The 12,545-nt window shown below is 63.8% G+C and carries 13 protein-coding genes; 8 read left to right on the top strand and 5 right to left on the bottom strand.

The window, feature by feature from the left end; all coding sequences use genetic code 11:
* The first annotated feature begins 12 nt into the window (after positions 1–12).
* Positions 13–384 carry a cupin domain-containing protein gene (locus tag AV929_RS18990; RefSeq protein ID WP_014031243.1) on the top strand — a complete coding sequence of 124 codons (372 nt, stop codon included), beginning with the start codon at positions 13–15 and terminating at the stop codon, positions 382–384.
* A 117-nt stretch (positions 385–501) separates the two neighbouring features.
* On the opposite strand, the gene AV929_RS18995 is transcribed toward AV929_RS18990, so the two are convergent.
* The 5 genes from AV929_RS18995 to AV929_RS19015 all read right to left on the bottom strand — a co-directional run bounded on the left by AV929_RS18995 (position 502) and on the right by AV929_RS19015 (position 5,021).
* A complete protein-coding gene (locus AV929_RS18995) occupies positions 502–1,425 on the bottom strand; it encodes an LLM class oxidoreductase (protein ID WP_064289012.1) in 924 nt (307 codons plus the stop codon).
* A 49-nt stretch (positions 1,426–1,474) separates the two neighbouring features.
* A complete protein-coding gene (locus AV929_RS19000; protein ID WP_064289013.1) occupies positions 1,475–2,221 on the bottom strand; it encodes an NAD(P)-binding oxidoreductase in 747 nt (248 codons plus the stop codon).
* 86 nt (positions 2,222–2,307) lie between these two features.
* A complete protein-coding gene (locus tag AV929_RS19005) occupies positions 2,308–3,306 on the bottom strand; it encodes a DMT family transporter (RefSeq protein WP_064289122.1) in 999 nt (332 codons plus the stop codon).
* 146 nt (positions 3,307–3,452) lie between these two features.
* Positions 3,453–4,244 carry an aldo/keto reductase gene (locus AV929_RS19010; RefSeq protein ID WP_080510111.1) on the bottom strand — a complete coding sequence of 264 codons (792 nt, stop codon included), beginning with the start codon at positions 4,242–4,244 and terminating at the stop codon, positions 3,453–3,455.
* A 156-nt stretch (positions 4,245–4,400) separates the two neighbouring features.
* On the bottom strand, positions 4,401–5,021 hold the full coding sequence (locus AV929_RS19015) for a hypothetical protein (RefSeq protein WP_064289015.1): 621 nt from the start codon (positions 5,019–5,021) through the stop codon (positions 4,401–4,403).
* A 115-nt stretch (positions 5,022–5,136) separates the two neighbouring features.
* On the opposite strand from AV929_RS19015, the gene AV929_RS19020 reads away from it, so the two are divergent.
* From AV929_RS19020 to AV929_RS19050, 7 genes are all read left to right on the top strand, one after another.
* Complete coding sequence (locus tag AV929_RS19020; protein WP_064289016.1) at positions 5,137–5,790, top strand: hypothetical protein; 654 nt, start codon at positions 5,137–5,139, stop codon at positions 5,788–5,790.
* Positions 5,791–5,920: 130 nt separating this feature from the next.
* On the top strand, positions 5,921–6,745 hold the full coding sequence (locus tag AV929_RS19025) for a M48 family metallopeptidase (RefSeq protein ID WP_008312162.1): 825 nt from the start codon (positions 5,921–5,923) through the stop codon (positions 6,743–6,745).
* Positions 6,746–7,099: 354 nt separating this feature from the next.
* Positions 7,100–8,104: an alcohol dehydrogenase gene (locus AV929_RS19030; protein ID WP_064289123.1), complete on the top strand. Its 1,005-nt coding sequence runs from the start codon at positions 7,100–7,102 to the stop codon at positions 8,102–8,104.
* Between the two features lie 124 nt (positions 8,105–8,228).
* Positions 8,229–9,563, top strand: a complete 1,335-nt coding sequence (locus AV929_RS19035; RefSeq protein WP_050038427.1) for a metallophosphoesterase — start codon at positions 8,229–8,231, stop codon at positions 9,561–9,563.
* A gap of 215 nt (positions 9,564–9,778) precedes the next feature.
* Positions 9,779–10,348, top strand: coding sequence for a helix-turn-helix transcriptional regulator (locus AV929_RS19040; RefSeq protein WP_014031253.1), 570 nt, complete (start codon positions 9,779–9,781; stop codon positions 10,346–10,348).
* An 8-nt stretch (positions 10,349–10,356) separates the two neighbouring features.
* Entirely contained in the window at positions 10,357–12,111 is a 1,755-nt protein-coding gene (locus AV929_RS19045; protein ID WP_064289017.1) for an Nramp family divalent metal transporter, read from the top strand.
* Positions 12,099–12,545: a hypothetical protein gene (locus AV929_RS19050; protein WP_064289018.1), complete on the top strand. Its 447-nt coding sequence runs from the start codon at positions 12,099–12,101 to the stop codon at positions 12,543–12,545. The genes AV929_RS19045 and AV929_RS19050 overlap by 13 nt, the downstream gene beginning before the upstream one ends.

Consider the following 12,545-nt stretch of genomic DNA (forward strand, 5'->3'; position numbering starts at 1 on the left):
GGAGGACGCGCGATGACAGCGACCGATTTCGACGCCGTCCGGGAATACGACGACGACCAGTTCTCGGCTGTCGAAGTGTTCCGCAGCGACCGGATGAAAGTCGTCTGTGGCTACTTCGAACCCGGCCAGTTTATTCCGGTGCACGCGCCCGCGAGCGACGTCGCGATACACGTCCAGTCCGGGAGCGGTATCGTCCGTGATGGAGACACGGAGCGGGCGGTCGAGCCGGGCGACGTAGTTGTCGTCGAGGCCGACACCGACCGCGGTGTCAAAGCGGACGAGGATGGTCGGCTGGAGGCGTTACTGGTGACGGCACCGCCGCCGACCGACGCCGAACACGAACCGGTCCGGAAAGGGCTCAAGCAGAACGAGTTCGATCCGTAAGCCCAGCTCAGAGGGCTGTTGCTGGGAAGTCCAAACCGGAATACGGCAGGCAGTCGATTGGATCGACGGAAGCGTCATCCGCCGCGAGTTTCGCAGGAACGGTATCGACAGCTGGAGTCACAGTTCGTCGATGATTTCGCTTGCGAAGGTCGTCATCGCCGCCTCTGGCTCCGCCGCTCGAAGCCCGACGATAACGTGGTCGAGGCCGTGCTCTTCGAGCCGTCGGAAGTACTCTCTGAACCACTCGACGCCGGCACGATAGCCCAGGTGGAGCGGTTCGGGCTCCGCCGTCGGATCAGCAGCGAACTCGACCTGAACGGCAATCGTGAACGGCTTCTCTGACGCGTGGCTCCGCCATGTGTCGAGATACGACTCCAGGGTCGACTCGGGAAGGTGGTAAAATATCCAGCCGTCGCCGTTCTCGGCGATCCACTCCGTGGACTGTCTGGCGTTGCCGGTCGGGAAGAGCGGGAGCGTGTCCGTTGTCGGTTTCGGGAGGACATCGAGTTCTCCGTCGAGGTAGCCCCAGGAGCCATCGAGCGTCGGGTATTCCTCGCGCCAGAGCACGCGAAGCGCCTCGACGCTTTCGCGGACGAGTTGGCCCCGGTTCTCGGGGTCGACGCCGAACGCCGGATACTCCGGGTCGCGGTCGCCCGAGGCGACGCCCAGCACGAGACGGCCGTCGGAAAGCCGGTCGACGGTCGCAGCCGATTTCGCCATGTGGAGGGGATGGCGCAGCGGGAGAACGATACTCGCGGTGCCAAGCGCCACCGACTCGGTGTGGGCGGCGACGTGGGACAGCAGGGACCACGGGTCGAAGGCCCCGCCGGCGTCCCCGAACCGCGGCCAGTACGTCGGCACGTCTCGCGCCCAGAGCGCGTCGAAGCCGACGGCTTCGGCGTGGCTTGCGAGCCGGAGTTCGGCGTCGATATCCGGCGTCGACTCCGTTTCGCCCGTGAGCGGGAACCCGAGGCCGAACGAGAGGTCGTCCCCCTCGAACAGCCGCCGATAGCCAGCGTTCGCGTGGTCCACGTCAGTCATCAGCCGCCTTTCACGCTGGAGGCGTATTTGCACACGGGTGGATTGCCCACTACGGGTCGTCGTCCGGGGTATCAACTGCCACGGTCTCCGACGCCCCACTCCGGGGGAGTTGCCACTCGACATCTAGCGCACGGTCCGGGAACGACGGCTTGGCAACGACTTCCAGCGTCCGGTCTTCGGCTGCCGGTGTGACGGGCGATGCGATCATCAGTCGGGCCACGTCGGCCCGCGAAACGCTGCCCCAGAGCTTCGCTCCGGGCTCGGCGACGGAGACGGTGTCAGTTCGCGGTCCGTTCGTGAGCACGCCCGGGCGGAGGATCGTGTGTCGAACCGGAGCGTCGCGAATCGCGGCCTCGGCCTCCGCTTTCGCACGTTGTATCGGCTGGATGACGACGTCGAAGGCCGTCGCGAGCGGACTGGCCGGCTCGTCGCCCACGCCGATAGCGGATTCCATGACGAACGCATCGACGCCAGCGTCGACGGCCGCATCGAGGAGATTGATCGTCCCCGCACCGTCGACGTACTCCTCTCTGGCCCAGACGTCCGTGATGTTCGAGCCGACGGCGCTCAGGACGACATCAACGTCCGACAGCGCCTCGGCCAACGCAGTCGGGTTCAGCAAGTCGTCGACGACGACCTCGTCAGCGCCGGCCGCCTGCAGGTCGTCTGTTTTCGACGGTGTGCTGGTCAGTGCTCGGACCGTCGGCACGCGCGAACTGAGCAGTCGGAGCGTCGCGCGCCCGGTCCCGCCGCTGGCTCCGGCGACGAACACCGTCTCCACGTCGGAAGAGTCCATATCGTGGCTTGGGGCTGCCGGTACATGATTGGCTGGGCCTGTTTCGTCACATCCAGATCGTGATCGCTCTACTGCAACCGCAGACGTCAGTCGTCACACGGCGGTGTCTGCTGGGACGAGGATGTCTCCTCGAAGCGGTGATAGAGCCGGCGCAGTTCCATGCGGATGGTCACACGCTCGATGAGAGCGAAGCCCGCAACGACGACCAGGAAGCCGACGAACGTCCACAGTGACACCGACGAGCCCAGCAGTACCCAGCCCATGAGCGCGGCGAAAATCGGCACGACGTACGCGACCAGATTCGCACGGACCGGGCCGATACGCTTGATGAGGCCGAAGTAGATGGCGTACGCGACTGCCGTCGAGGGGATGCCCACGGCCACGATGCTCGCAATCGTTTCGGGGCCGATGCCGATGACGGCCGTAGGTGGCTCCCCGGCCAGCAGGCTCGCGATGTGGAGCAACACCGCGCCGACAGCCATCGCCCACGCAGTCAGCGGTGTACTGTCCATCTGGGGGCCGACACGCTGGAGGAGCACGCTACCGAGTGCAACGGCCGCTGCCGCGCCGAGGACCAGAAGTTGCCCGATGGCGCTCGCATCGGTGAACGTCGACGGCGACGGCTGCACGATGAGGATAACGCCGCTCAGCGCGATACCGATACCGAGCGCACCGAGCCACGATAGTCGGTCACCCAGCAGCCACCAGGCGAACACGGGGGCGAGTATCGGGTTCAGGCCGTACATCACGGACGCCGCTGCGGGCGTGGTCGCGCCCTGACCGAGGAACAACAGCCCGTTGTTGAGTGCGATCAGGAACAGCGCCGCCATCCCGATTCCAACGAAGTCCGCGCGCGTCCGTGGCAGCCACGTCGACCGGGGCCGGGTAAGGACGATGTAGCCAAGCAGCGTCACCGCTGCCAGGTCGAACCGGAGACCGGCAAACAGCACCGGTGGCAGCTCACGGAGCCCGGTTTTGATCGCGACGAACGAGCCACCGAACAATACCGCGAGTAGGACGAACAGCGCGGTGTCACGGTAGCGGGCCGGGAGTGAGGGACGATCAGAAAACGTGGACCGCAGCATCGGCCAGGTCAGTTGGACCACCCGTTAGAGCGAAGATATCTCATTACCTGTGTAACGGGTCGAAATGTGAAGAGGGCTGTGGGAGACGTGGTGTCACGGACCGACAGTCGTATCGGCAACTCCCACCGGGAAAGCTCGAAATCGATTCAGTCCCAGGCGGCGGGCGACCAGTCCGGATCGACGCGTCGGTCGACCGTGTCAATGCTGTCGATACGGTCGATTTCGGCGTCCGTCAGGGACAGGTCGAGGCTCGCCAGGTTATCGGTGATGTGGGCTTCGCTCGTGGCTTTCGGGATCGCCGTCACGCCCTTCTCGCGGAGCCACGCGAGGCTGACCTGCGCTTCGCTCGCGTCGTGGTCGTCGGCGATGGCTTCGATGACGTCGTGACCGAACACTTCACCGCGTGCCAGCGGGGAGTACGCCACCAGTTCGTAGTCCTGTTCCGCCGCGTGCTCGCGGAGTTCCGACTGCTGGAGGAACGGGTGCGTCTCGACCTGGTTTGCAAACACCGGAGCATCGAGCACGTCCATCGCCGTCTCGACGTGGTGCGGTTCGAAGTTCGAGACGCCGACGTTGTCGATCAAGCCGCGGTCGACGAGTTCGTCGAACGCCGGAAGCGTCTCCTCGGGTTCGTACTCGCCCGCCGCCCAGTGGACGTACAGCAGATCCACCGAATCGACGCCGAGTTTGTCGAGGCTCTCCTCGGTCGTCTCGATCACGTCGTCGTGCGAGAGGTTCGAGATCCAGACCTTCGTCGCCAGGAAGATATCGTCGCGGTCCACGTCAGCCGCAGCGAGACCGTCGCCGACGGCGCTTTCGTTGTCGTAGGCCTGTGCGGTGTCGATATGGCGGTAGCCGGCCTCCAGCGCCGTCCGGACGCTTTCCGCACACTGTTCTGCGTCGTCGTTCTGCCACGTTCCGAGACCGAGCATCGGCATGCCGCTCGCTCGTGGACCGCCGTCTGTCGAGGACTGTTGCTGAGTCATTATCGGATACCGGAGCTTGCGACTTTAAGCCGTTTGGAAGCCGGCGGGTAGCGCCGACTATCGGACGGACAGCAGATTGACTGGCTACTACAGGTAGTGTACGGTCGTTCAGAAGCCATAGGACCCGAAAATCCAGAGCGCGACGACGGGCGATGCGGCGAGGAACGCGCCAAGAACGACCGTCCCGAGAACCGTATCCCACCCCAGGCCCCGAACCGGTCGCTCGTACCGCCACAGCTGGACCGCAACGTAGACACCGGCGACGACTATGCCACCGAGCACCAAGAACGGCGGAAACCCGAGTGACGGAAACGACGGGAAGCCCATCGCCGTAAACAGCTCCGAACCACTCGAAGCCGCGAAATCGAGGCCGATGCCGACAGCGCCGACGGCGGTGGCCGCGACGACGTACGAGATGCCAGCGATGACGTGCCGGAGTGCTGCAGCCAGCCCGAACGGCTCTGCATCGGTCGGCAACACCTCTGGGGCCGCGTAACTACCGATTCCGGTGTAGAGGAACGGGACGGTCAGCACACCGACGGCGACGGCATACGGAAGGACCGACGAGATCGCGACGATGAGAACTGCCATGGTCAGGGCGTACGTGCGGCCGGTCGCGCCCCCGAGAACCAGAGGCGGGACGAACAGCACAGCGATAGCCACCAGGGCAAACAGACAGAGCGGGACGGAGTAAGGCCGGAACCGCCCGACAAAACGGGAGAGAGACATGCCAGGGTCGTTTCGAACCCAAGCGCATAGGTTTTCGGCTCTCCAGTGAGAGTCGGAGTCAGCATGCTTTTACGCTCCGTTGCGGTATCGTGACACCAGAACGTCACTATCGCGGGTGAACCGCGCTATCACTGAGTCCTGTCCGGACCGCCGCTACCCGCTGGTCGCCGGACTTTGCCAGACCGTGTTCCCACCCGACACGTCCGAGGGAGCCGCAGCAGCGACCATCCTGAACCGAGAGGAAGCTGTCCCGGAGTCGCTCCCGGCGGCAGAGCTTGAAAACGTGCAACTCCTCCCCCACCGGACGGACCTCCTCGAATACATGCCGACCAGCGCGACCGCCGCCGAGTTCGCGGTCCGGAGACGGTTCGCCGAATCAATCGTCCGGGTCACGCGGCCGGGGACGCTCTCTCTGGTCGATGAGTGGGAAAGCGACGAGGAGCGCCAGGCTGTCGAGCGGCGCTGTAGCGAGCACGGGAGTGCTGTCCGTCTGCGGGACGCTGGGCCCATCTCCGTGCTCCGTGATGCCGACACCGACTCGCTCGACTGGGTGTATATCAACAGCTCCCACGAGTATGAGGCGACGCTGGCCGAATTCAGAGAGCCAGCGGGCCGTCACAGCGGACGGCTAATCGCGGGCGACGACTACAAAATCGTGAACGGCGTCATCCCTGCCGTTCACCAGTTCTGTGCGGAGACCGACTGGCGGCTGGCGTCTCTCACGCTCGAAACGCACGGCCGTCGGAGTTACGCACTCCGCAAAGCATAATGACCGACCGCTGTGTGGACTGAATCGACGAATTTCCCCGGAATCGTCACCGTACCTGTGGCTAAAACCCAGTGACACGAGCGGCATCGTCGGCCAGACGGTTTATACGGCCGGACGGACTTGACCCTGTATGGCAGACTTCGGATTACAGGTGCGGATGCTCGTCGTCGGTGCGATTCTGTTCGCGTTCTACGTTTTCGCCGGCACGGCACTGTCGGTGCTGTTGGGCCTGCCGCTCGTCCCGGTGCTCCTCGTCGGAATCCTCGTGGTGCCGGCGATCCAGTACAAACTCGGGAAGTGGCTGGCACTCCGTGGCGCGGAGGATATGCCGGACGACCAGCGGTTCGGCTACGTCCACCAGATGGTCCGGCGGCTCTGCAGAGATATGAATATCGAGGAGCCCCGACTGATGGTGATGGACATGGGCGTGCCCAACGCCTTCGCGGTCGGACGGAAAGGTGCGGGTGTCGTCGTCGTGTCGAGCGAACTGATGCAACTCCTCGACGACGACGAACTGGAGGGCGTGATCGCACACGAACTGGCCCACATCAAGAACCGGGACGTCATCACGATGGTCGTCGGCCAGTCTATCGGGATGCTCGTCGGCTACGTCGCCTACTTCGCGGTACTGTTCGGCGGCGAGCGAAACGTCGGCTCCTGGATCATGGCGATGATCGCCTCCTCGCTCGCGAACGCGCTGGTCATGGTGTTCGTGCTGGCTATCTCACGGTATCGGGAGTACGTCGCCGACGCGGACGCGCGCCGCGCCATCGGCACCGGCGAGCCGCTGGCCCGTGCGCTCGAAAAAATCTCACGCGGTGCTGAAGGACGCGAATCGAAAGTCGAGGACAGCATGAACGCCCTCTGTATCTTCAACGCCGACAAGGGGCTGTTCGAGAAACTGTTCTCGACCCATCCCCCGACTGAGAAGCGCATTCAGCGGCTCCGGTCCTGATACTGCCGGCTGTAACTATTTCACAGGGTGTCATAAAACGATTCACACACCTCAGTAGCTTCCGGAAAAGCGGTCTCTGAGAGAAGGAGATTGTTACTGCTATCCAGAAACGGTTAGAGCAGTCCTCTCAGTCTGGAACAGAAACCCATGCCAACTGTTCTATGACACCCTTATTTCAAGGTATTTGCCACCCCGAGGTGGCGAGATTCTTCACAGACGTACAGCTGGCAGTATGAATCGGGAGGCGGACTGAACCGATTGGCACGGCTGTATCGCAGCCGACGCTCTCGTACAACTCTCTGGTAACTGGCCGCTTATCCGCGTCGAGCCGGAAGTATCGCTATGTCAGACACAATGCGAGCGGCGGTCGTGCCTGAGGCAGGGGCAGACTTCGAGGTCGTCGAACGGGACGTGCCCGAACCCGACCCGGGCGAGGTACGGGTCTCGGTCGACGCCTGTGGCATCTGTCACAGCGACGTGTTCACGAAAGAGGGGACCAACCCGGTCGTCTCCTATCCGCGGGTTCCCGGCCACGAGGTGGCTGGACACGTCGATGCCGTCGGCGACGCTGTCGATGCCTGGGACGTGGGCGACAGGGTCGGCGTCGGCTGGCACGGCGGCCACTGTTCGACGTGTGAGCAGTGTCGACAGGGGAACTTCCTCCAGTGTGAGAACGGCGAGATCACTGGGCTGAGCTACGACGGCGGCTACGCCGAGTACATGACTGCACCGTCGGAAGCGCTCGCCAAGATTCCGGAGGCGCTGGACGCGGCGGCCGCAGCGCCGTTGCTCTGTGCGGGCGTGACGACGTTCAACGCGCTGCGGAACAGCGATGCGAACGTCGGAGATCTGGTCGCGGTGCAGGGCGTCGGCGGACTCGGTCACCTCGGGGTCCAGTATGCTCACGCGGCCGGCTTTGAGACGGCCGCCATTTCCCGAACGCCGGAGAAGGAATCGCTGGCGAAAGAGCTGGGGGCCGACCACTTCATCAACGCGGCGGACGTGGATGCCGGCCAGCGGCTACAGGAACTCGGTGGGGCCGACGTCGTGCTGGCGACGGCACCGTCGAGTGACGCCATCAGTTCTATCGTCAGCGGAATCGGCGTCGATGGCTCAGTCGTAGTCGTCGGCGTTCCCGGCGAGCCAGTGGAAGTGAGCGCACAGCAGCTCGTCCAGAGCCGGGGCGGTGTCGAAGGCTGGGCCTCCGGACACGCGCGCGACTCACAGGACACACTGGAGTTCAGTTCGCTCCGTGACATCGCGCCGGAGATAGAGACCTACCCGCTCGAAGACGTCAACGAAGCATACGGGCGGATGATCGACAACGAAGCGCGGTTCCGGACCGTGCTGGAACTGTAATCGAGCAGGTCTCGATATCGGTTGAAGCGCGTCTATACGCCACAGTCCCGGCTGAGACCACAATTTCCCGTCGTGATTTCCCGGAGAGCAACGCCTTTGTCTGTGGATCAAGAACCCGTATTCAATGGACGGCACCGCCGACGACCGCGTCTACTACGTCATCAGCGACCTCCACATCGGCGGCGACGAGCAGCTAGAGGACGTGGAATTTCTCGACGAACTACTCGATTTTCTGGGGCGGTTAGAGACCACCGACGAGCACGCCGAACTACTCATCAACGGCGACGCGTTCGGGCTGTGGGAGTTCACCGGCATGTCGGGACTGGAGAAGTTCGACGCCCTCGAAGAGACCTATCCGTCGCTGTTCGAGCAGTTGCGAAAGACCGGCGAGAACATCCAGATCACGCTGATACCGGGCAACCACGACCACGAACTCGCGGCCTACGACGAGTACGTGGAGCGGTTCGCGGCGTACAACGTAGACCTTGTCCAGTCGAAGTCGATTACCCGTCCGGTGGGGGACCAAGCCATCCACCTCGAACACGGCAATCAGCAGGACCCCAACAACCGCATCGAAGACTGGGGGGACACCAACGTGACGCCGCTTGGCTACTACTACAACACGCTCGTGACAAGTCGGGCCGGCCAGCTGTCGGACCGGGGTCGGTACAACTGGCTCAAGGACGTCCAGGCCGTAACGCCGACCGAGCGGGTCCCGGTGTGGATGCTCTCGAAGTACTTCTATCGGGAGATGAACCCGCTGTTGCGGTACGCGCTGGTCCCGTTCCTGTTGCTGTTCAACATCAGCGCCATCCTGGCGATTCTGGCGGCGCTGAACCTGCTGGGCGTCTGGTCCGCGCCGGTCGAAACGACGACGTCGTTTCTTGGCCAGTTCGGCACGGTCGGCACCGCCATCTGGATGCTGCTTGTCGTGAACGCGTCGCTGGCCGGGCTGCTGTTGCTCGTGGGCATCCCGTTGTACCTTCTGCGACAGGACATCAAGAAGACCATCAACCGGTTCGGAGTCTTCGAGACCGACCTCACGGTCGATACCCAGACACCGTACAAGGAAGCCGCCCGAGAAGTGTTCGACGAAAAGGAAGACGTGGTCGTCTTCTGTTACGGTCACACGCACCGGCCGAGCGTGCAGTCGGTAGACGGCGGGCTGGTCGTCAACAGCGGGACCTGGCTCAAACGCCTCCACCGTCGGGACGGCATCATCGGGCTCCTCCCCCCGGTTTTTTACCCCTCCTACCAGCTCTGTGCAGTCCGTATCACGGCCGAAGACGGACAAGTGGTCGTCGACTACGAGGAAGTCCAGAAACCGAGCCCAAGTCCGGAGGAGTTGACACTCACCGAACGCTTGCTGACGGTCGGTCGGACACCCAACCCCGAACTCCCCGACCGTGCGGTCGTGGAAACCGAGCAGTCGGTGCCGCCGCGGGAACCGGCCGAGTAAGGGGTGGACCGGTCCGACGGCAACGTGGTTGCTGTCGGAAGTGGACCGGATTTGGGATATCTGCAACAGCCGTTGTCGGTGCGTCGACCGGGAAGTGATTTCCTACCTTCGTGTGAAATTGAGACCCATCGAGCGTCAGACGGAAGGAGGTCGTTTGCTCCCGGATCGGAGTTCTCTGCAGAAAAGTCTATTACATACGACTGTAATGGCTACGTATGAGCAATACCGCGGACGATGGTCGGGCTGACGGGTCGCCACCGTCCACGGCAGAGTTCACACCGGAGCGAGTGCTCTCGGTGTTTCGAGACCGAACGGACCAGGCGAAGCCGTTGACGGCAACCGATGTGATGGACGCACTCGGTTGTTCCCGGAAAACGGCACACAACAAGCTCGAAGTACTCGTCGAGCGGGGTGAGCTGGAAACGCGGAAGGTCGGCGCACGGAGCCGGGTCTGGTGGATCCCGTTCTCCCAGCTCGTCGGCTCGGACGCGCAACAGCAGCAACGAGAGCCGCCGGTCGAGCACAGTATCGCCGACGCGGACCTGCCGGGGACGGGGGACGTACTCGACGACCGGCGTGCAGCGCTGAGGGCCGCGTACGACTACCTCCGTGAAAACCCCAACACGGATGCCGGGAAGCTCATTACCGAGGTGTTTCAAGAGCATCCGGCGGGCTACAAGACCGCTGACGAGTGGTGGGACGCTATCGGACCCGCGCTCGAAGACCTCCCACAGGTCGACCTGGCCGCCGACCACGAGCACGTCTGGCACTACGTCGGTGGGTGAGTTCACCGATGCCAGAGGAAAAGCCGACGGAACAGTCGGACGTAACGGAAGACGCGGAGTCAGAGACATCGGAAGTGTACGCCTCTCGCAAAGAGCAGCGGTATCCCATCTCATCGTACACGCCGGTCGCGTACGACAACCTCGAGGTGGCACCGGAGAGCGATGCCCATCCGGACACGGGGACGGGTGGGCGGTTCAGAGAACTCTCCTTGCCGAAAGTGCCGAAGCTCCGCCACGTCGTCGGTCCCAGCGCGATCATGCTGGGGGCGTCGCTCGGCAGCGGCGAGACGCTGTTCTGGCCGCATCTGGTCGCCAGTTACGGCTGGGGACTGTACTGGCTGTTCCTCGTGGCGGTCTGTCTCCACTTTGTCATCAATACGGAGATACAGCGGTGGACACTGGCGACCGGTGAGAGCGTGTTTCGGGCGTTCGAACGGGTCCATCCGGTTCTCCCGCTGGCCATGCTGGTCGGCGGGTTCATCAGTCTCGGCTGGCCGGGGTGGGCCGCGAGCGCCGCGCAGATCGGCGCACAGGGCCTTGGACTCGGCACGTACGACGTCGCCGGCGTCGACATCGTCGGCTGGCGACTGTTCGGCATCGCGCTCATGGTGTTCATCTGGATTACCTACCAGGTGACGCCGCTGATGTACAACGTCGTCGAGAGCCTCCAGCTTGTTCTGGTGGCGCTGTCTATTGCGTTCACCCTGCTGCTGTTCGTTCTCATCGGGTCAGTGGACGTGCTGGTCGGCGTTCCGGGGAGCCTGACGGAGGTCGGCGACTACTCGCCGGTCGGGACCATCGCCGTGCTGGTCGGGGCGCTGGCCTACGCTGGCGCGGGCGGCTACCTCAACCTCTCACAGAGCCTCTGGATACGCGAGAAGGGCTACGGGATGGGGCGGTATCAGGGCCGGATCAAGAACCCCTTCGCCGGCGACGACCCCGAGACGGTCCACGAGGACGGGTTCACGTTCACCCCGGACACGCAAAACCTCAAACGGTGGCGCGGCTGGTGGCGCGTGACACAGCTCGAACACCTGTTGACCTTCCTGCTGGGCCTCCTCCTCGTCACGACGATGCTGGTCGTCATCGCGGTGTCACAGGCACCGGGAGCGACGAGCGACGCGGTCGATATGTGGCTCATCGAGATCGCGCCGTCGGTCGGCGGGTTCACGACGAGCGTCATCTACGTCACGCTGTTTCTCGCCCTGTTCACGACCGAATACGCGATCATCGAGTCGTTCGTCCGGAACAGCTCCGACATCATCTACGAGCTGTACGGTCGGGACGCGGGCTGGAGCCTGCCCCGACTGTTCTGGGGACTGCTGACCGTCTTCTGTGGCTGGGGCATCTTCATCCTCACCCTCCCGATATCGATATCCGATCCCTTCGGGCTCCTGGTCGTCGGCGCGGCGATGTCCGGGCTGTTGATGTGGCCGTACATCGTCATCGTCCAGCTCGTCAACACGGTCCGGCTGCCGGAGCACACGATGCCGGGCTGGGGTCGCATTGTCGCAATGTGGGTCGCCGCGGCGTTTTTCGGCTACTTCAGCGTCCTCCTGATCGGGACCGGGCTAGCGACACAGCTGGGGTTGCAGGCGTTTGCCGTCCAGACGACGGTGCTCGGCAGCGCACTGGGAGGGTACGCCCTCTGGGCGATCTGCCTGCTCGTCCAGGCGTATACGATGTATCGAGTGGGACGCGCGAAAGTCACGGCAAGCGGGACAGTCACTGACGCCGCCACCGCGCAAGGGTGGTTCTCGTGACCGACGAACTCCGCGTCCACTTGCATTACACGATGCGGGGGTCGTACCCGCTCCGGATGGTCGACGTGTTGTTCTGTACGGAGCGGGCCTACTTCGTCGAGTACGACTATTTGACACCCGTCGACCTGCTGTTCGGGTCGCCGGACCAGCGGGCCGCCGCGTTCGCGTCACAGGTGGTCGAGGGGGGTGTCCCCGCGGCTATCGAGACCGCGGAACAGGTCGAGACACAGTCGTACGACACACTCGATAGCGTTGATGTTCACACGGGCGGCCGGGTCGGTCGGCCAAAGATCACAGCGCGACCCCGAACGGGCTCCGCCACAACAGTCAGAGTCCACGGGCAGTTCGACGCTGAGCCCTTCACGCAGGCGCTTCGGTCGACAGTCGACGGACACGACGTGACAGTCCGACAGCGAGACGGTATCGGGTTCTGA

The sequence above is a fragment of the Haloarcula sp. K1 genome (genome assembly GCF_001647155.1).
Lineage (GTDB): Archaea > Halobacteriota > Halobacteria > Halobacteriales > Haloarculaceae > Haloarcula > Haloarcula hispanica.